The organism is Paenibacillus lutimineralis (assembly GCF_003991425.1).
Taxonomy (GTDB): Bacteria; Bacillota; Bacilli; order Paenibacillales; family Paenibacillaceae; genus Fontibacillus; species Fontibacillus lutimineralis.
In genome coordinates this window covers 1,281,619-1,301,043 of record NZ_CP034346.1, presented here as the reverse complement: position 1 = coordinate 1,301,043, position 19,425 = coordinate 1,281,619, and the positions used below count along the sequence as shown (strand labels likewise).

Here is a 19,425-nt window from a genome sequence, read left to right as displayed (position 1 = left end):
TTGCTTTTCAGCTCATGCCTCTCAGAATCATGATATCACTGACAAGCCCCATCGGGGATCTCCCCTGTATTCAAAAAATGAACATAATCAAATTCATCCAAATATCTTTTGGAACTGAACCAACTCTTATATGACAGCATTTTTCCGAAAAAATACCTCTCATCGTAAAAAGTCATCGGAAAGAATGATTGAACGTTATCCACTTTGCCATTGGTAAGTATAACTTTGTTGGAATACTCTAACTGATTGAACTGCTCCAATATTTCGCGGGGGCAATCCATTCCTGCGTCCATAATAATATAAATGTTGTCATAGTCTATTCGACGTGTACGTTCCTCCCACTTTTCTTTAGCCGCTCTAAAGGATCGGTAATGCATGAAATGAATCCTTACTTCTCCAAATTGGTTATGTAAAACGCCAATCGGGTAGGATACCGCTGGATCTCTTTCTTCAACTAATTCTGAGTTCGAATAGTCTGTTAAATAATGAATATATCTTAAGAAGTCTTCTGGAGGAAAACACAAATTAATAGTCGGGGATGTGAACCTGATGTTCAAATCGTGGTATATGATGCCGGCAGTACAGTTGTTGGAAATGATCGTGGGGCTCTTATTAATTAATCTTTCTTGTTTCTTCCAGCGCTCCATATTTCGGCCCCAATGTAGTCGTATCGCCATTATACAGTCTCCTTGCTTGAAGTAATATTGCGTCGAGGAATAACCCCCTTGCCCTTGTAAAACTTAAAAAGCTGCAAATATGCAGGCTTTACCACCCCAAATCAGCTAGAATCACTATATTCCTGCAAATATGCATCTTTTTTACATCACTTCCCTTAGGTTCAAGGCGAGCCAGAGAAAAAAACTGCAGTTTTGCAGAAATTTCACCTCCCGGGGCGTAATATTTGCGAAATAACTGCATATTTACAGGCTTTTGATATGCGAGGCGAGTACAAACATTGCAACTACAACGACCATGAAGAAAACCAAACTCGTATATCGCGGCCGCCCATCCTTGAATGACCTCGTCGCAGGTCTTTCTGGCAAAGAGAGGGATATTTTGAACGCCTCCATATATAGCAATATTAACCAACCCTTGTTCCCTTTCATATATGATTTTCCAACGATTTTCGTTACTTTTCACTTGCTTCGCACACGCTTCACGTACTCAACAAACTTAAGCCACTATTAAATAAAGAACCTGGCCAATTTATGTCCAAGTTCTTTATACTAAACGATTAATTCCCGTTCCCCTCTACCTCCACTCCTCCGGCAACAGCCCCGCATAATGCGACTGCAGGTAACGGTCGTCAATCAACAACAGTCTCCCTTGATCCGTCTCGGTACGGATGAGACGGCCTCCGGCCTGCAGCACCTTGTTCATCCCGGGATAGACATAGGCATAGTCGAACCCGTTCTTGCCTCCGCTATTGAAGTAATCGCGGATAATATTCCGTTCCAAACCGATCTGCGGCAAGCCTACTCCGATAATCGCTACGCCTGTCAGACGATCGCCGACCAGATCAATTCCCTCGGAGAAAATGCCGCCCATGACCGCAAAGCCAGCCAAATTCCCCTCATTGTCAGCATCAAACGCCGCCAGAAAGCCCTCCCGTTCTTCTTCCGTCATATCCCCCCGCTGCAGCATTAAGCGCAATCCTAGCTCATCGGCAAAATTAGCGATAAATGCTTCATAGACCAGATTCATATAAGCATAGGAAGGGAAAAAGAACAGATAATTGCCCGAACGCCCAGCCATCATCCGTCTAAGCAGCTCTGCCACTTGTAGCTTCGTTCCCTCACGGTCATGATAGCGCGTGGACAACGGCTCGATTTGTACCTCAAGCTGTTCGCGATGGAAGGGTGTGGGTAACGATAATGTATAGTCCTGCTCCCTCGCCCCCAGCATATCCCGATAATAAGACATCGGTGTTAACGTCGCCGAGAAGTATATATGCGAACAGTAGCCCTTACCCATCTCCCGTAGCAGATGAGAAGGATCGAGACAGAACAGCTTTATAGACACTTCCCTTGAGGAGATCTCCGCATAGGTCACGAATCTCTCGTCATACAGCTTGCTGATCCTGACGAAGCTCTGTGCTGTGAAATACGTCTGCAACAGAAGTTGCCCTTGTTCCCCATCTTGACGTAAACTCAGCTCCTGCTCCGCGGCAAGAATGAAATACTCAACTTGTTCAATCAACTGCGCCGGAACCTGCTGGGATACTTGCTCCTTCCTGCCCGAATCCACGGCATCTTTACGCAATTGAATGAAGAAGCCATTCACGGCCTTAGCAGCCTGATGCACCTCCGCATTAAGGCTTTTATACACCCGCTGTAAACTTAGGAAATCTCCTTTATTCAGAGACGCCGAATACATCTCGCGTGCCCGGTCCACCAAATTATGAGCCTCATCGATCAACAACGCGGTGCGGCTCTTGGACTCTGCGAACATTCTTTTCAAAGATACTCTCGGATCGAAAATATAGTTATAATCACAAATCACCACATCCGCTGCATAGGCAAGATCAAGCGAGAACTCAAAGGGACATACCCGATGCTTGCGCGCATACTCTTCAATCGTCTTACGTCCGATCAGCGTCTCATTCGCCAATATATCAAGAACAGCCCCGTTAATCCGATCATAATACCCGTCCGCGAAGGGGCAATCCTCCTTACGACAGCTCACTCGGTCCTGAGGGCAGATCTTCTCCTTGGCAGTAATCGTAACTACATGCAGATGTAAACCTTTGGCTTGCAGCAAAGAGAACGTATGCTCCGCAGCTGTACGGGTAATCGTCTTGGCCGTTAAATAGAAAATACGCTCCAGCCGCCCATCTCCCATCGCCTTCACTGCTGGAAAAGTCGTCGAGATCGTCTTGCCGATTCCCGTTGGGGCCTTGGCAAATAAATGCACCCTCTCGCCGATCACCTTATAGACCGCGCCCGCCAATTTGCGCTGTCCGTCCCGGTATGACGCAAACGGGAAATCCAACTCGCCAATGCTCTTGTCCCTTGCAATCTGATGATCTCGAAGCATTTGTGCATAAGGCGCGTACTGCTCAATGATCTCATTTACAAAAGCCTCCAGTTCGGTAAAATCCACTTCCTGTTGGAACCGTCGCTGTTCTCCTGTTATAACCTGCACATAAGTCAGTTGAACCTTCATTCGCTTGGCTCCGTGCTCTCTCGCATACATATAGGCGTAGCATTTAGACTGTGCCCAATGAACCGGATAGCTCTCCTCCATCGCCGCTGGAATGTCGCTGGAGCTCGATTTGATCTCATCGATCATCACCGATCCGTCCTCCAGAACCAGCAGCCCATCGCATCTTCCCTCTATGACGAACAGCAGATCTCCATAGGGAATCTCCGCTGCTAGATATACTTCCTTCTGATCTGCTTCGCCGTAGCTCCGCTGTACCTGCTGATGCGCCTTCGTCCCTTCGGTCAAGGCTGTTCCTGTCCTGAACCCGCTGTCCAGATCCCCGCTGCGGAATACATATTCAACTAGTGGCCTTACGGCGATTTTTACTTGATTCTTCATTTAATCTCTTCACCCGCATTCCTATTATGGAACATTTGTTCTACATTATAACATAAAATAGTAGATTCCCATTGCCCCGAGATTCTTTCCTCCACGCTCCTAACTTTCCAGGTCGTGTATTTTTAAAAAAACTATTGTATTTTTATTCATTTGGATGTATATTACTTTTTAATTAACGTTAATTAAGTTCGGAGTGTGAGAATATTCATGACCAGAAATAGGTTGAGAGAAGCAGCGATGAAGCTTTTTGGAGAGAAAGGGTACGACGGTACAGCGCTCTCTGAAATTGCCAAGGAAGTAGGCGTAAAGACGCCGGCGATTTATGCGTTTTACGAGAACAAAGAGGATTTATTCATGACTGTCTTTCGTGAAGCGATGCAGCTGTACAATACGTTCATTCAGGAGCTGCTCAAGGACCAGAGATCATTTGGTGCGAAGGAGAGTCTCCACCGAGTTCTGACGAGACAGTATGAATTCTATCAGCAGAATCCGGAAGCAAGCTTGATCGTACTGCGGTATGTGATTTTTCCGCCGACATTTCTGAAGGAGACGATCGAGGAAGCGTTTCTGCAATCGGACGAGCTGCTTACGAACATCATTGAGCAGTTGATCAAGCAAGGAATCGAAGAAGGCGTTATTCGCGAACAACCTGTGCAGCTATTAGTTGATGCTTTCCTCAACTTGATGGATGGATTAAGTATGCAATATTTCTATTACACCTCCAGAGAAGTTTATGAGCGCAAGCTGAACCATGCATTTGAGATGTATTGGAACGGAGCGACTACTAGATGAACATCAAGGGGATGGGAGAATGTCAGAGGTAGAAGTAAGTCAAGTACACAGTAATGATTCAAAGACGCAAGATTTTGAGAGAGAGCCCGTTCCCGCGCATCTGCGGAAAAAATGGCTGTCCATGGCGCTAGTCTGGATTGCAATCGGAATTGATCTATCAGCCATGTTCCTGGGGGCGGAGCTGGGCAACGGCATGAATCTTGCCGACTCGCTTACTGCCACTATGGTCGGTTCGCTTATTCTTGGGCTCATCGGCGCACTTTGTGCTTATGTCGGAGCCAAGACAGGATTATCTACGGCGATGATTAGCCGCTTCTTATTCGGCAATATGGGCGCACGTGTTGTGTCGGTTGTTCTGGGTGTTTTCTCACTCGGTTGGTTTGGGGTGCAGGCCGGATTCTTCGCTTCGAATATGCAGACGGCTTTTCATAAATTATGGGGAATCGATTTGTCCCTAGGCTTGCTCTCATTCATCGGCGGGGTGCTGATGATGTCGACGGCCATTTGGGGATATCGTTCGATTGAGCGGTTAAGCACCTGGTCGGTGCCTCTATTGGTCATCTTTATTGCTATTGCTATTTTTACAGCTTTCCATCAACAAGGCTCTTCTGCCATCTGGGTACCGATCAGTGGTTCACCAATTCCGATGGGGACGGCGATCTCCTTAGTTATCGGAATCTTTATTGTCGGCACGGTGCTCTCACCGGACATTGCCCGCTGGGCACGTACTCCGAAGCATGCGGTCACCGCTGCTTTTATCGGCTTCTTCGTTGGCAACAGCTTCATGACCGTCATCGCTATTTTCTTGTCCCGGTTAATGGATACAGATGATCTGACGAATATTTTCATTATGCTGGGGTTGGGACTTCCCGCCATTATCGTCTTAACGCTAGCGCAGTGGACCACGAATACGAACAATCTATATTCGGCATCGCTCGGATTCTCCGTCGTATTCAACCGGATTCCGAAGAAGCTGATTACGGTCATTGCTGGTCTTATTGCTACATTGCTCGCCGTGTTCGGCATCTACGATAAATTCTTGTCTTTCCTGAATGTAATTACGAGCTTTGTCTCACCAATCGGCGGGATCTACACCGCAGAATATCTGCTCGTGAATGCCAAGAAATTCACCTTTGAAGGGATTGACCGCAACAAGAACTGGGTTATTCGTTCCTTAGTGGTTTGGGTTGCGGCTACGTTCTTCGCTTATATGACAACAGCTGCTCCAGACGGATTTGGCTGGTTCGAGCTGACGAGAGTTCCGGCATTGGACGCATTTATTTTCGCCTTTATTGTGCAGTGGATCGTCGGTAAAATCATGACGAAGAAAGGATAACATCATGACAAACTTCAAGCTAACAGAGTTAAATGAACAAGCGGTTCAATATATAGCCGTAGGGGCAGCAGTGCTTGGTACCGGCGGGGGTGGCGACCCCCATATAGGTAAACTGATGGCGCAGGAGGCCATTCGCAAATATGGTCCTGTACGTGTAATTAGCCCGGAGGATCTGGAGGACGACGCTCTCGTCGTTCCCCTGTCCATGATCGGTGCGCCAACGGTAATGAACGAGAAGATTCCTTCAACAGAGCAGATGACGAAGCCACTGGATCTGATCGAAAAAGAACTCGGTCGCAAGGTAAACGCCATTATGCCGATTGAGGTTGGTGGCGGGAATTCACTTGTTCCAGTCATCGCAGCTGCGGAGCGCGGTATTCCGCTACTGGATGCGGATGCGATGGGACGGGCTTTTCCTGAATCGCAAATGGTCACCTTCTATCTGGACGGCATTGATTGCAGTCCAATCACGATGGCTGACGAGCGTGGCAATGGCGTGCTGATGCATGCCATCGACGGCGTCTGGGAGGAGCGGATGGCGCGCGCCATCACGATCCAGATGGGCGGGTCCGCCTCGATCTGCGATTATCCGGTCACAGGCGCACAAGTGAAGCAGAGTGCCGTTCACCATACTTTAACGCTTGCTTATGAGATCGGCAAAATATTGTACGAATCCAAGGATATGCGGCAGAATCCGATTGAAGCTCTGCTGAAGCATTTGCATGGATATGCATTATTCCATGGTAAAGCGGTAGACATTCGCCGTCGTACGGAAGGTGGATTTACGCGCGGTGAAGCGGTATTTGAAGGAACGGATGCGCAGAAGGGTCGCACGATGCGATTGTTCTTCCAGAATGAATTTCTCCTGGCCACAGAAGATGGACAATCACTCGCTGTGACTCCCGATTTGATCTCCCTGCTAGATCAAGATACTGGCATGCCGATTACGACAGAGAATTTGAAATACGGAGCCCGGGTAACCGCAGTCGGATTCCCTTGTGATCCGAAATGGCGTACAGCCAAAGGGCTTGAAACGGTTGGGCCGCAATATTTTGGCTATGATGTGCCTTATGTTCCGATTGAGAAGCTGACAGCACAGAAAGGGGATGCACGGTAATGTCTCATATGAACCTGAGTAACAACGAAGAAATTTACCGCATCGGAGTGGATGTCGGCGGAACGAATACAGATGCGGCCTTGCTCGACTCGGAGCTGAATACCATTCACACGGTAAAAGTACACACAACACGCGACGTTAATGAAGGAATTATCGAGTCCATTCGCCGTCTACTCTCCGAGAGCAATGTTAATCCGGCGCAGATCCATTATGCGATGCTGGGGACTACGCATTGTACGAATGCCATTGTAGAGCGCAAGCATCTGGGCAAAGTCGGGTTGATCCGCATCGGTGCACCGGCAACAACCTCGGTTCCACCGCTGGCCGATTGGGATGATACGTTAAAAGCAGCGGTTGGAAGGCACGCTTATGTCGTTCATGGCGGCTATGAGTATGACGGTCGAACGATTGTCGATTTGGATGAGCAGGAGATCCTGGACTGCTTCATGAAGATGAAAGGCGAAGTCGAAGCCATCGCTGTATGCGGGGTATTCTCGCCGGTTAACACCTCGCAGGAGAAACGTGTGGAACAGCTAGCCAAGCAAGTATTTGGTGCCGATATGCCAGTGACCCTGTCTCATGAGATTGGGAGCATCGGTCTGCTTGAGCGGGAGAACGCTTCTTTGCTCAACGGCGCATTACTGAACGTAATCGCTGGGGTAGTCAAAGGATTTGAGGATGCGCTGCAAGGCTTTGGCATCGATGCTGGCGTATATATTTGCCAAAATGACGGGACGCTGATGCGCAGTGAGTATGCGCTGCGCTACCCGATTCTCACGATCGCCTGCGGACCTACGAACTCGATTCGCGGTGCGGCGCATCTGTCTGGCTTGAACAACGCCCTTGTTGTAGATATTGGCGGCACAACGACCGATATCGGCGTTCTCTCGCAGGGCTTCCCGCGTCAGTCATCGGCAGCTGTTGAGATCGGTGGAGTTCGCACGAATTTCCGTATGCCGGACATTCTATCGATCGGCATCGGCGGCGGCACGATAGTCCGCGCGGATGCCAAGAAGGATCAAGTCACAGTTGGCCCGGACAGCGTCGGGTATGAGCTGTTGAAGCGCGGCCATATTTTTGGCGGGGATACACTTACTGCTACGGACGTAGCGGTCAAGCTGGGACGCTATCATTGGGAAGGTGTTCAAGCAGATGAGCTTGATGAATCGATCTGTCGCAGAGCCGATGAGATCATTACTCAGGATATTGAGGATGCGATCGATCGGATGAAGACAAGCGCAGATGCTGTCGATGTTGTCCTCGTCGGTGGTGGAAGCATCCTCGTTGCCGACAAGCTCGAGGGCGTGGCTAAGATCGTGAGACCGGATCATTACGATGCGGCCAATGCGATTGGCGCCGCCTTGGGTGAAGTCAGTGGCGAGACCAAGCGAATCTATTCGCTGGACGAAATGACTTATGACCAGGCGATAGAGGATGCGCGCAGCCATGCTATAAACCAAGCGGTTCTTGCTGGTGCGAATCGCGATACGGTACAGATCGTATTGTCCGAGGATATCCCGATCGCGTATCTGCCAGGTAACGCCCTACTTGTGAAAGTAAAGGCAGCAGGACGATTGTAATTGTAGAAGCTTTATTAGATAAGATAGTAAAAGCGTCCCAACACTTCGTTGATGAATGTTGGGACGCTAACCCAGCCATCGATAGTTCTCCTATCTAGGCTGGGTCATATGTTAAAATCTATTATCCAGAAGCATCAATTCTGCTCTTCAGTGTCTTGTCGGCGCTGATTCCGCATTTCCTTCTGCACCTTCCGGAGCGCCTTCTTCGAGCCGCGCTGCATATCATGCTGAAATTTTCGTTCCTGATAGCTCGTGAAGAGCATGTTCAGATCATATCCCTCTGGATACAGTTCACTTGCTTGCAGCTCCAGTGCTACACGTTTATAATGAACCTCCAGCATCGTGCCCTGAACAAATACGATCAGATTGTTAAAGGAGTCAAGTCCACGATACACGATAGCACTCTCATTCTGGTCCAGCAGCTTAACCTTATCGCCCATGGTATAGGTAGGAATCACCGCTTCTACTGCGATATCCATATTCTTCGGCTTGCTGACCTTGCTGCTTTGAAGTCGGTCCAAGCGATATTCCTTTCGCTGCATATAGCTTTTTGCTCGCTCCAGCACATGCTCCTTCAGCTTCATTTTTCGTGAAATCCAAAGTGCATTGCTATCACCCGACTGACCAATCATCAGCCTATATTGAGGCTCCAATGTCTCCTGATTAAACTCCATCGCGGCATTCATGAAATCACTGTGCATTTCCGAGTACTGCTTAATCTCGCCATAATGTGTGGTCGCTACCGTGATACAGTCCATATGATAGAACTCTTCGAGAATGGCAATCGCCAGCGCTGCGCCTTCGTTCGGCTCAGTGCCGCTGCCGATTTCATCGAATAGTAATAAGGTATGACGGTCTGCCGCGTACATAATCTCCGATATATTCTTCATATGGGATGAAAATGTGCTGAGCGCGTTCTCAAGACTTTGATTGTCCCCAATATCTACAAAAACATGGCGAAACAGCGCGACCTCAGTACCTGGAGCAGCCGCAATATGGAAGCCTGACATCGTGGCCAGGGTAATGAGTCCAATCGTTTTCAGCACCACAGTCTTTCCGCCAGCATTCGGTCCCGTAATAACGAGACTTCGGTAGGAATCGCCGATCTCAAAGTCAAGCGGTACAACCTTGCCAGTAAGCAGAGGATGTCGGCACGATACCAGCTTCATATAGCCATGATCGTTAATGAGAGGCTCTATACCATCGATGCTGCGACTGAATTTGCCCTTGGCAAAGATCATATCGTACTGACTGATTAACTCAATATTGATATTCATACTCTGTGCATGATCGAATATTAAATTAGATAAGTCTGCAAGAATCTGATATTCCTCCATTACCTCTTCGGCTTTTAAACTCGCTAATTCCGCATTATATTTCGATACGGAGATCGGTTCAATAAACACCGTAGCTCCCTTCGAAGATACCTCCACAATCGCACCCGGCACATGATTTTTATAGGCTGCTTTGATTGGAATCGTAAATCGGTCATTCTTTTTGCTTACAAAAAACTCCTGAATATATTCCTTATATGCGCTGTTCTTCAAAAAACGTTGAAGCTGCTCTTCAATCTTCGCTTCCGTTATAGCGATATGCTTGCGAATTCGCTTCAGCTCTTTACTGGCTGCAGAGTCCACCTGATTTCCCTTAATACTTGCATGAATCCGGTCCTCGATATGTGCGAACTCCGTCATGGAGTAGACATATGTGCTAATTTTAGGTGCCAGAAACTCTCTCTCCCGCATAAAGCCCCTCATTTTGCGGCAGCCGCGCAAGAAATCTGCAATGGCTACGAGCTCAGAAGGATCAAGAATCATCCCCTTCTCAAGCTTATCCATATAGTTCTGGATATTCGATATACCCACTAACGGGACATGATTTTCTGTATCGAGAATCGCCCTAGCCTCTGTCGTCTCGTTCAAACGAGTTTTCACAACACTCAGGCTTGCGCTCGGTTGTAATTTATCAATTAGCTGTTTTCCTAATCCGCTTACGCAAAAGCTTTTTACGATTTCTTTCAGTTCGTCATACTGTAATTTGTCAAATGTACTTATATTCATTGGTTTATTCTCCTCACGTAAATTAATCATGACAAGAAGAAACCCTACCCCAATAGATTTCAACAAATGTGTCTAAGAGGTTGTTCAAAAAAGTCCGCTTTTGATCACGAAGTAAATCAGGAAGCAGTTCGGCATCGATCTTGAATTCAACCGGGCCTTCCGGTGCTCACGTACCCACTACGTACGCTCCGCTCCTCAGACCCTAGCTTCATCCAACCTTCTCGGTGCTGAAAACCGACCTTTTTTGAACATGCACTATAAATAGACAGCAAAAAAAGCTGCAGGAATCCCACAGCTTTACATTCATGTTCTAGGCATATTAGATCTGGAAATCTCCATCACATGGATAGAGGTCCATCCAAGCCTCATGACGTATCGTAGGGTTCTTCATAGGTAACACAAATAAACCTACAATATAGGGAAATTTCACACGTCCATCGTCCGTGCCTATATCGTACCGTTTATTTATTCAATTACGACTATTAAGAACCTAATACACTCATAAAGCACCTCATATTGTTCAAAAGATATTTATCGAAATCTAATGATGCAATTATCATATAACAATCTGGAATCCATGTAAAGCTGCAGCCGCCCGCTTAGACTGCGTCATGTTCTTCTCAATCCCCAAGGGGCGGTATCCTCATTCCCCCATGTTGAGCGCCTCTTTTATTTGTGGGATGGATAATCCGGTGGATTTCAGTTTTTTGATTCGAAGAATACGAGCAACAGTGTCCTCTCTTTTATATCTTCGTGTCAGATTTTCCTCTGCCTGCTCGAAAGGAAGCATCCCCTCTTCGGTGTAGAATTTCAACGTACTATAGCGCGAATCCGTAAGACGTACTAATTCACCTATAGATACATACTCTGAGGCTAGTATCGTCTCCATGGAACGTTGTCTGGACATGATTATTTACTCCTTTAAAATAACGGTTTCGGAATTAGACGCACCCCATGGATCGGCACTCTTCCGTAGATGGCATGTGGGATCGCTTCGTAAACAAGATTATCCACCTTAATGGTCGGAATCTGCCCCTTATGCAACACCGTAACCGTATGGCCCTTGGACTCTAACCGTGCCCTCACATCATGCAGCCTTTTCACTGCATTAGGCAGCATTTGTTCAGTGTCAATGAATATGGCCTGTGAACGCTCCAGCATTGGAAAAAGGAAATTCATACCGCTGCCCGCCTGTGTCCTGACTACCCCTGTCTTCATGCGCAGAAGCTTCTTGAGAATTAATTCGATCCCACTATGGATTCGGATCGGGAATAGTACTTTGGCCAGCGGTTCATTTTGATATAGCTTATACATTCCGGCACTTATACTGGCCAATTCGCTCCGCGAGAAGAAATCAAGCATACATCCACTTTCACGAAGAAGCCATACTAAACAAATGGTCTCATCAGTAACCAGGCCATCCTCCAACAGTTCTGCCCGAGTACTCTCCGTAATTGTTGAGAATCCTTGAATATCGCTGCGGTATTCTTTAATATCAACGCCTGCGGAATGAAAATAGAGATCGCACCCCAAAATATGAGGAATCTCCTCGAGCAAGCTCATTTCCTTTAGAGAATCCGATATTACGAGTTCCAACTTTCTCAATATTCTTTCTGGAAGCCTGGAAGCCTTCTTCAGCCACCAGCTCAGCTCACCCGTTGTCTCCGTATTTTTGCGAACGATGGATGTTAAAATGACTTCCCGATAGGGCATGCTCTGAGATTGCTCAAGCATATCTTGGTTCAGAACGAATTGGTTCCCCGTCTGTGTGAATCCGCCGTCTAAGTAAATCTCTAGAATAACCGCGGCTGCCATGCAACGAAGAGCCACCTTCTTCGCAGTAGTCATCTCAAGACTTCTCTGTGCGTTTAACGCTATCATTGAAAAACTTTGTCCCAATTTTAGACTTGTCATTTAAATCCTCCTCTGATCATCATTTTCTTAAAGTACTCTGATGTCTGTTTAGTTCGAGGAATCAGTTGAGCCCCACTTATTACTTACTACTTATCACTTACTACTTACTACTTACTATTTAATATATGTAATTTTCTTACTTTGTCAAGGTTTTCTCACAAATAACTTTATGAATGGGCCATTCCCCTACTTCAGCAATCATTCAAAGAAAGCTCCCCTGGTGTCAGGGGAGCCATTATCTCATTCCTTATTCTCTTCTTTGATCATTTCTAGAAGCTCTAATATAATATCAGAAACGGCGTCTTCCTCCGAAGTGTAAATGTACTTGCTTACTCGCAAAATGTCCCCTTTGAACAAATCGATCAATTTTAAAATGGCTTCTTCATCATTCTGCTTCGCTAGCTGCAGCAAACTCAGGAACTCATCATCCGGGACATCTCTTGGAGCATTTTGCGCTTCCATTTGCTCACCCCTTGCTGAGTCATGTTTAACTCACGGGCTACTTCTCCTTCCGTCTTGTCCTGCATAAAGAGCTTGAAAATAATCGTCCTTCCAGTATTGGAGGGAAGATCGTTGATCAACTGCTGCACTACAATTTTATCATCAGAAGATGTAGCAAAATTGGTTATGGCTGGCTCGTATACGCCTAATGAACATTCCCGTCTTTTCACAACTTTTGCCCGATATTGCACCCTCCAAGCGATTCTGTACACTTCTTTGCGATATTGCTCATAAGCGGTTTTTTGTTCTTTCAAAACTACCTCCCCCTTCCACTTTCATCTTCTACCTATAGGGTATTTTTGAGGGTAGTCTCACAACCATTAATATGTCGGATGCTTATCATTATAACATTTTTTCTAATTTATGGTTGTATTTTAGGGCTATTATTTTCTCTATATAGTGAGAGCGATAATTTCAAAGATCAGAAAATGGTTTTTGAATAGCTCTATGAAAGGGAACTTCCATGAGAGGAGGGCGTGAACATGCAAGTTGCTGATATTGTATCCCTAGTCGCTAATGTTGGATTCCCCGTCACTCTGTGTTTCATCCTGATTAAATATGTGCTGCAAAATGTGAATGACAAACTCAACAGTATGGATAGTGTACTGCAGATTCTCTCCCAGGAGATCAAAAGCCTGGATGAGAAGGTTCATGAAGCGAGAGCCATGGAACAAGCCGAATCCAAAAAAGAATGAACGCTGATCTCCATCTGCACATAAATCCCGCAACGTTCCGCTTATCGCTTAGAAGCCATAATAAGGTGTCGAAGAGGAAGTAATCCGGAGCAGCCACTTACTCACTGCCCATGGGTTACTTCCTCATCTTGCTGCATTCAGTTCTATAACGAATGTTCATCATATCGTATATATTTAGCGTATGACCCGATCAATAATTTTAGAAGTACCGCATATACTGGTTATTTATTCGTCTTTGACGTTTTATGCATTGATCCTGTTGTAAATAGGCCTACACTATCATTGTCAAATAATGTCGATAAAAGATATAATTACTTCAAAATCAATGAGATAGGCAGGTCGGTATATGAATCAATTGGACATCCTTATCGCTGCGGTACCTTATATCAAGAAGCTGGTCAAAGAAGATATTATGATCGGCATAACGGACTTGGAGAAATTTCTATTCTATATGCCTTCGCAAAAAATAGATTTCGGCATTACTTCAGGTACCCCTATCCCCAAAGAAGATGAGAACCTGCGCAAGGCATTGAACGGGGAGAACTCCGTTACCCATATTGCGGAGCACATTTACGGATTTCCAATTATAGCTACAGCCTCTCCAGTCTACGATGAACAAGGAGTCATTATCGGCGCCATCGCGACCGCAGAGTCTTATGAGAATAGACAAAGGCTAGAGGAAGGCATGGAGGCCATGAACGGGATCACCGGGCAGTTGGTTGATATGGTGCAAACCGTCGCGGCACATGCCGAAGAGCTCACAGCTACGAGCGAGCATATTATGACGAACACTAGGCACGCTGTGGAGAATTCGTCAGAGATTAACGAGACCGTCGGTTTCATTCAAGAGATCTCCAATCAGACGAACCTGCTCGGATTGAATGCCGCTATTGAAGCGGCACGAGTGGGTGAAGCGGGAGCTGGATTTGGCGTAGTTGCCAAAGAGGTGAGGAAGCTGTCTGTCAGCACCAAGGACGCTAGCGCAAATATCGCTGCAACACTACGAAGTGTTCAGGACTCCATCCTGCAATTGGAGAGAGAATTCGAGCAGATCGCCCACTCGTCTCAGGAACAGGCCGAGCTCGTGACTGACTTCATGAATGTCATCGAACAGTTGAACGAGTCCAACAACAATATGAAGAGCTTCATCGAAGGTTTGCTCCGCTTCTCCCATGAGTAGAACAGCTATAACCCAGTATCTATCCATGTAAAAAAAGAAGCCGCTGGTTCACTCTCATCTTAACGGATGATCTGAACCGACGGCTTTTTTATATAAAATGATTCTATCGCTTACTCAAACGGATACTTCAGCTTCCAATCATCCCTTAATTGATCGAGTATGCCCATTATAGTCAGAGACTCTTCTAACGAAATACGCGAGCTCTCCTTATCCCCTCGAAGCAGACATTCGCCCACCTCTTGCGCTTCAAAGGCATAGCCGATCGAAGTCCGATCATCCGTAAATACTTCCTCCTCCGCACCTTCTACCCGCAGTGAAGCTGTCCTTGCATTCAGGAAGGATGGAACATGAATCATGCCTTTTGTTCCATATATATGCGCATCATTGTTCATATTTAGCCGGATTGCCCCGTGCAATGACGCGCTTCGGCCAACACCGTAATCCAGCAGAACAGAGAATTGCTCATCCACGCCCGTCTTCCCCATCTGTACTGCACTATGTATGCGTACAGGATGAGTTCCGAAAACCATTGAAGCGAAGGAGACCGGATAAATCCCAGCATCCAGCAGGGCCCCCCCGCCAAGCTGCGGATTAAATAGCCTGCCTTCCGGGTTCCAGTCTGCGCAGAATCCAAACTCCGCCTTCAACAGCTTGATCTCGCCAATCCGTCCATCCTTGATCCATTCTCTCGTCTTCACAATTGCTGGCAGGAAGCGGGTCCACATCGCCTCCATCAGGAACAAGCCCTTCTTAGCAGCCAGCTTGATCATCTCTGCTAACTCAGAGCTGTTCACCGTAAAAGGCTTCTCGCATAACACAGCTTTACCCGCTCGTAGGGCTGCTAGCACATTGTCATGATGCTGCGGATGCGGCGTTGCTACATAGACCACATCAATCTCCGGGTCCTGCAATAACTGTTCATAGCTGCCATAAGCACGAGGAAGCCCATGTCTCTTGGCGAAGTCATCCGCCTTCTCTTGTGTTCGTGAGCCTACGGCAAATCCTTCACCGTTAGTCACATGAATCAAATCCTTCGTGAATTGCTCAGCAATCCAGCCTGTACCCAAAATTCCCCACTTCAATTTCTTCCCTGCGAACTCTCCCATAACCTTTTACCCTTCTTCCATAGAATAATTTCCTGTTAGAGGTGTTCCAAAAAGTCTGTTCGTCATCGAATCCTGAATTCTGTTGGGCTTGTATAATCTTAGCGGTCTTACAGAGCCTTAACCGCATGAAGCCACGCCTCAGCCATCAAGGCATGACCCGCTGCAGACGGATGCACGCCATCCGGTGCCCAATAAGCAGCGTCTGCCTGAGATACGGCGCCTGCAAACAATCCATCAAGCGGAACAAGCAGTGCATCAAATTCCTTCGCTAATTTACGTACCACCTGGATCTTCGGGTCCAGATCAGAGCGCCAGGTCAAACGGTCTTCCGGTGTTGGCAATACGAATGGTTCCATGAGGATCAGCTTCGCTCCCAGCCGCTCCTTCGTACGCTCCAGAATTTCACGGTAACCTGCTTCATAGTTCTCAACCGAGGTCTCTTCGTTATTGTCAAATCGCCGCCAAGTATCATTGATGCCGATCAGGATCGATACCCAGGTCGGTTTTAGAGCGAGACAATCCTCTTCCCAGCGATTCTGCAGATTCACTACCCGGTTGCCGCTAATCCCCCGATTGTAGAAAGTTAGCTTCTTCTCCGGATACAGATAGCCCAGACGGGAAGCGATCAGATTAGCGTAACCGTTTCCAAGTGATGCCGGGTCAGAGTAATCTCTACCGCAATCCGTAACGCTGTCACCCTGAAAGAGTACGATTTCATTGTTATTCAGCAGCATTTTCTCGTCTCCTTTATATTCAACTACAATCATTTAACTACAAACATTCAACCAAATTCAGAATAAAAGTATATGTATTTAGGCACAAGAGAAAAATATTTTAAAAAAGTTCAAAAAAATGTTTGAAATTAGACACAAAATGTTCAATAATTAGATTAGACACAGATTGTTCACAATTACATCACAGCGACAAAGGGGCTGATTATGATGATGTGGGAACCAGGAAGCAGCAAAGCCAAGAGCAATGTTTTCGGAATAATTATTGGTCTAGGCATTTTCTACGCTGCATTTTATATCGCGTTTACCCTTATGGCAGTTCATCACTAATGTAAACGGGATATGTAACCGTTGTCAAAATATCGAAGACATGATTAACCTATGCATTCAAGCAGTATAGTTTTCATTTCAGAATAAACCTGAGGCATCATGCCTCAGGTTTGTATTCTTTTTTATTTGCCGCAGCATTTCTTGTATTTCAGACCACTTCCGCACGGACAAGGATCATTACGTCCAATCTTCTTGGATATGACCTGATTCTTGACCTGTGCCCGGAATGGAGGCACCGCTGCTCTGTAGCCTGACTCCAGATCCTTTGATATCGCGCGTCTCTCTACCGGTGTATAACCGCCATTCGAAGCTAGTCGTGTATGGTTGTATGCTTCGGTGACGAGATAGACGACCATTTGCACCTGCTCCATACTAACGAATTCAATATCTCTTCGTTCAAATTCATGCATGATCTCCTGAATTGGCGCTTCCATAGAGCAAGCCAACTGAATGTCGTCGATCAAATCATCCACAAATTCAGGATCAGGACGTAATTCCTTAATAATATAGCTTCTTAATGCCGTAAGCTGAGGATTCATCTCATAATAGAGACCATTCGAATATTTCAACAATTCGTCCTTCTCAGGCACATGGTAGCTCTTGCCCTTCATCTTCTCCAGAAGCTGCTTAAATTCAGAAGCTTCATCAGAGTAGACCAGATCCTCAACAATCAAGTACCCCTTGTACATACGGAATAGCTGGTCTCTACCGCTAAACTCTTCGTACAAAGCTTTGAGTTCCTCAGCAGTGAGCTTGTCATCATTCTGCTCATTGAAGATCTCCACTAGCTTGCCTGGCTTGATTGCACCATATAAATTCGTAGCTGCCGAGATATAGCGAAATACGAGCTGATATTTGTTCAGAACCTTACCGAACGAGCTTGCTTCCAGCTCTGCATATGCAGCCTTGACTTCATCCGGTATAAGCAAATACAGCTTGTTGTCCGTGAAATAGCTGACGACCAATCCATGCTCCAGCCAATACGCATAATATCCGTAAGGGACATAGTTGTCCTGTAATACGGAATCTTCCGTGATCGCTTTGAGCACTTTCCATTCCTCGGCTCTGGCCAGTAGCAGCGTTGTCTTCAGAACCTCCCGATCTGTAATGCATTCCAGCAATTTGTCGGCAAGCTCGCCCTTTTTCAATTTAGAACGCCCAGGCACTTTGTACACCGATGCTAATGCAGCAAGCCTTGTCTTGGTAAGACTATGGAGAATTTCCTTCAGGCTAGTCATTACTTCGCCAATGATAGCATGCTGTATGTTCGTTGCTTCAAATTGGGCTTTGTTGTCTAACATGTATACACCTCATCCAATCCAATCCTTATGCGCAGCTCAAACATCCCAACAGAAATTAGTCAGGCTGCGCTCTATTTATCTATTATACACGATAGGCGCAAGTCCGGGCTGTAAATCGCTAATAATATGCCTCTCCTACTCTAGATAAGCCGTATCAATAGCCTCCTGTGGTAGGTGAATCGGTTTAATCTCCCCAAATTTAGAGAAGGTCGAATCTAGCATCAAACCCATGGAGAAGCCCTGCCCATCAACGTCCATTCCCACGGAGAGAACCATAGACAATTTTGTAGGTAAATATGTATTTTTATCGACGACATACGACAATTTGACGTTCTGGATCTCCATCTTATTGAGCATATCGGATATATCACGATTTCCGTTGGCCATTTGCTGAATCAAGGCGCTGCGGAAATTATCGAGTATCTCGCCACTAAAATCTGCGTGAAGTTCATAAGCTTTATCCTGCACAGAAACCTTCATATCCTTGGCGAACAGTCTATACTGCTCCAATTGCTTATCTATCAACGCTTCCTTCATCGCCGATATGAGTTCCGAGCTCGTATCCTCTGAATGCTTGATCCACATTCCATCGACATGGGAATATACTCCCTCTTCCGTCACATACTGCTTCAAATCCTGGGTACCGCCATCCATAGAGATTCTCATCGACTGGAATAGCTGCAGCGGCTCACGAATCAAATCCATCGTGGTCCTGACCTCATAAGCCTGCTCCTCACTCTGTCCATCAAACGTTCCTGTCATATTCATACGAAGGATCGATGTAGAGGAATAGCTGGATAAGGCCCCTGCCGCCTCACTCGCCCGCTGAAAAATTTCATCCACCGTAGGAACGCCACTGACGGCTGCCGTAGTCTCCTTATCTTCTTTCCGATCATCGGAAGCATTTCGCTCTTCGTTCTCAGGTCCGTTCTCTTCGTTCTGCTCGTTCTCGGAAGTCTGATGGTTAACCGCATTATTCTCGTCCCCGGCTTGTTCCTTGTCTCCCCCCAGCCATCCGCAGCCTGACAGGCTTATAGCGAGTATGACTGTTCCAAGTATCCGCAACCCTCTATTCATCTAAATCCTCCTAACGATAAGCTTACTTCCTAATAATTAATCATATTTCCAAAACTAGAGATAGGGACTTTATACCTAAGTATGTAGACAAATCGCGCTTTTTGTAATGTTCTGGCAAATAATAAGACGCATCATTCACGGCAAATTGCTGCCAAATGAATG

Annotated in this window: 17 protein-coding genes; 6 read left to right on the top strand and 11 right to left on the bottom strand. The window is 46.4% G+C overall.

Going from position 1 to position 19,425, the window contains the following annotated elements; genetic code table 11:
* Window positions 1–35: 35 nt before the first annotated feature.
* Both EI981_RS05485 and EI981_RS05480 read right to left on the bottom strand, forming a co-directional pair.
* Window positions 36–677 (bottom strand): DUF1919 domain-containing protein, encoded by a 642-nt coding sequence (locus EI981_RS05485; protein ID WP_126996146.1) that lies wholly within the window; start codon window positions 675–677, stop codon window positions 36–38.
* 574 nt (window positions 678–1,251) lie between these two features.
* Complete coding sequence (locus tag EI981_RS05480) at window positions 1,252–3,543, bottom strand: ATP-dependent DNA helicase (RefSeq protein WP_126996144.1); 2,292 nt, start codon at window positions 3,541–3,543, stop codon at window positions 1,252–1,254.
* Window positions 3,544–3,750: 207 nt separating this feature from the next.
* Here EI981_RS05480 and EI981_RS05475 point away from each other — a divergent pair, with 207 nt between their 5' ends.
* From EI981_RS05475 to EI981_RS05460, 4 genes are read left to right on the top strand one after another with little or no spacing between them, the layout of a single operon-like run.
* Window positions 3,751–4,335 carry a TetR/AcrR family transcriptional regulator gene (locus EI981_RS05475; protein WP_126996142.1) on the top strand — a complete coding sequence of 195 codons (585 nt, stop codon included), beginning with the start codon at window positions 3,751–3,753 and terminating at the stop codon, window positions 4,333–4,335.
* A 19-nt stretch (window positions 4,336–4,354) separates the two neighbouring features.
* The gene (locus tag EI981_RS05470; protein ID WP_126996140.1) at window positions 4,355–5,671 is read left to right on the top strand and encodes a cytosine permease; all 1,317 of its coding nucleotides are present in this window, start codon (window positions 4,355–4,357) and stop codon (window positions 5,669–5,671) included.
* Between the two features lie 4 nt (window positions 5,672–5,675).
* Complete coding sequence (locus tag EI981_RS05465; protein ID WP_126996138.1) at window positions 5,676–6,788, top strand: S-methyl thiohydantoin desulfurase family protein; 1,113 nt, start codon at window positions 5,676–5,678, stop codon at window positions 6,786–6,788.
* Complete coding sequence (locus EI981_RS05460; RefSeq protein ID WP_126996136.1) at window positions 6,788–8,368, top strand: ROK family protein; 1,581 nt, start codon at window positions 6,788–6,790, stop codon at window positions 8,366–8,368. Before EI981_RS05465 ends, EI981_RS05460 begins: the two co-directional genes overlap by 1 nt.
* A 134-nt stretch (window positions 8,369–8,502) precedes the next feature.
* On the opposite strand, the gene EI981_RS05455 is transcribed toward EI981_RS05460, so the two are convergent.
* The 5 genes from EI981_RS05455 to EI981_RS05435 form a co-directional block, all read right to left on the bottom strand.
* Entirely contained in the window at window positions 8,503–10,428 is a 1,926-nt protein-coding gene (locus EI981_RS05455; RefSeq protein ID WP_126996134.1) for an endonuclease MutS2, read from the bottom strand.
* Between the two features lie 643 nt (window positions 10,429–11,071).
* Window positions 11,072–11,335: a helix-turn-helix domain-containing protein gene (locus EI981_RS05450; RefSeq protein WP_126996132.1), complete on the bottom strand. Its 264-nt coding sequence runs from the start codon at window positions 11,333–11,335 to the stop codon at window positions 11,072–11,074.
* A 14-nt stretch (window positions 11,336–11,349) separates the two neighbouring features.
* Complete coding sequence (locus EI981_RS05445; RefSeq protein ID WP_126996130.1) at window positions 11,350–12,342, bottom strand: hypothetical protein; 993 nt, start codon at window positions 12,340–12,342, stop codon at window positions 11,350–11,352.
* A 240-nt stretch (window positions 12,343–12,582) separates the two neighbouring features.
* Window positions 12,583–12,804, bottom strand: a complete 222-nt coding sequence (locus tag EI981_RS05440) for a helix-turn-helix domain-containing protein (RefSeq protein ID WP_126996129.1) — start codon at window positions 12,802–12,804, stop codon at window positions 12,583–12,585.
* Window positions 12,756–13,097 carry a sigma-70 family RNA polymerase sigma factor gene (locus tag EI981_RS05435; protein ID WP_126996127.1) on the bottom strand — a complete coding sequence of 114 codons (342 nt, stop codon included), beginning with the start codon at window positions 13,095–13,097 and terminating at the stop codon, window positions 12,756–12,758. The genes EI981_RS05440 and EI981_RS05435 overlap by 49 nt, the downstream gene beginning before the upstream one ends.
* A 228-nt stretch (window positions 13,098–13,325) precedes the next feature.
* Here EI981_RS05435 and EI981_RS05430 point away from each other — a divergent pair, with 228 nt between their 5' ends.
* Together EI981_RS05430 and EI981_RS30045 are read left to right on the top strand one after the other, a co-directional pair.
* The gene (locus EI981_RS05430) at window positions 13,326–13,538 is read left to right on the top strand and encodes a hypothetical protein (protein WP_126996125.1); all 213 of its coding nucleotides are present in this window, start codon (window positions 13,326–13,328) and stop codon (window positions 13,536–13,538) included.
* 346 nt (window positions 13,539–13,884) lie between these two features.
* Window positions 13,885–14,718 carry a methyl-accepting chemotaxis protein gene (locus EI981_RS30045; protein WP_126996123.1) on the top strand — a complete coding sequence of 278 codons (834 nt, stop codon included), beginning with the start codon at window positions 13,885–13,887 and terminating at the stop codon, window positions 14,716–14,718.
* Window positions 14,719–14,828: 110 nt separating this feature from the next.
* Here the strand turns inward: EI981_RS30045 and EI981_RS05420 are convergent, their stop codons facing one another.
* From EI981_RS05420 to EI981_RS05405, 4 genes are all read right to left on the bottom strand, one after another.
* Window positions 14,829–15,824: a Gfo/Idh/MocA family protein gene (locus EI981_RS05420; RefSeq protein ID WP_126996121.1), complete on the bottom strand. Its 996-nt coding sequence runs from the start codon at window positions 15,822–15,824 to the stop codon at window positions 14,829–14,831.
* 107 nt (window positions 15,825–15,931) lie between these two features.
* On the bottom strand, window positions 15,932–16,558 hold the full coding sequence (locus EI981_RS05415) for an SGNH/GDSL hydrolase family protein (protein WP_126996119.1): 627 nt from the start codon (window positions 16,556–16,558) through the stop codon (window positions 15,932–15,934).
* 449 nt (window positions 16,559–17,007) lie between these two features.
* Window positions 17,008–18,186 (bottom strand): YecA family protein, encoded by a 1,179-nt coding sequence (locus EI981_RS05410; RefSeq protein ID WP_126996117.1) that lies wholly within the window; start codon window positions 18,184–18,186, stop codon window positions 17,008–17,010.
* Between the two features lie 135 nt (window positions 18,187–18,321).
* Window positions 18,322–19,263, bottom strand: coding sequence for a DUF6612 family protein (locus EI981_RS05405; RefSeq protein WP_126996115.1), 942 nt, complete (start codon window positions 19,261–19,263; stop codon window positions 18,322–18,324).
* Window positions 19,264–19,425: the final 162 nt, after the last annotated feature.

Coding starts and splice junctions, on each gene's coding strand:
- EI981_RS05470 (WP_126996140.1), top strand. CDS start 4,355: ATGTCAGAGGTAGAAGTAAGTCAAGTACACAGTAATGATTCAAAGACG.
- EI981_RS05480 (WP_126996144.1), bottom strand. CDS start 3,543: ATGAAGAATCAAGTAAAAATCGCCGTAAGGCCACTAGTTGAATATGTA.
- EI981_RS05475 (WP_126996142.1), top strand. CDS start 3,751: ATGACCAGAAATAGGTTGAGAGAAGCAGCGATGAAGCTTTTTGGAGAG.
- EI981_RS05465 (WP_126996138.1), top strand. CDS start 5,676: ATGACAAACTTCAAGCTAACAGAGTTAAATGAACAAGCGGTTCAATAT.
- EI981_RS05460 (WP_126996136.1), top strand. CDS start 6,788: ATGTCTCATATGAACCTGAGTAACAACGAAGAAATTTACCGCATCGGA.
- EI981_RS05445 (WP_126996130.1), bottom strand. CDS start 12,342: ATGACAAGTCTAAAATTGGGACAAAGTTTTTCAATGATAGCGTTAAAC.
- EI981_RS05440 (WP_126996129.1), bottom strand. CDS start 12,804: ATGGAAGCGCAAAATGCTCCAAGAGATGTCCCGGATGATGAGTTCCTG.
- EI981_RS05405 (WP_126996115.1), bottom strand. CDS start 19,263: ATGAATAGAGGGTTGCGGATACTTGGAACAGTCATACTCGCTATAAGC.
- EI981_RS30045 (WP_126996123.1), top strand. CDS start 13,885: ATGAATCAATTGGACATCCTTATCGCTGCGGTACCTTATATCAAGAAG.
- EI981_RS05420 (WP_126996121.1), bottom strand. CDS start 15,824: ATGGGAGAGTTCGCAGGGAAGAAATTGAAGTGGGGAATTTTGGGTACA.
- EI981_RS05410 (WP_126996117.1), bottom strand. CDS start 18,186: ATGTTAGACAACAAAGCCCAATTTGAAGCAACGAACATACAGCATGCT.
- EI981_RS05485 (WP_126996146.1), bottom strand. CDS start 677: ATGGCGATACGACTACATTGGGGCCGAAATATGGAGCGCTGGAAGAAA.
- EI981_RS05450 (WP_126996132.1), bottom strand. CDS start 11,335: ATGTCCAGACAACGTTCCATGGAGACGATACTAGCCTCAGAGTATGTA.
- EI981_RS05430 (WP_126996125.1), top strand. CDS start 13,326: ATGCAAGTTGCTGATATTGTATCCCTAGTCGCTAATGTTGGATTCCCC.
- EI981_RS05415 (WP_126996119.1), bottom strand. CDS start 16,558: ATGCTGCTGAATAACAATGAAATCGTACTCTTTCAGGGTGACAGCGTT.
- EI981_RS05455 (WP_126996134.1), bottom strand. CDS start 10,428: ATGAATATAAGTACATTTGACAAATTACAGTATGACGAACTGAAAGAA.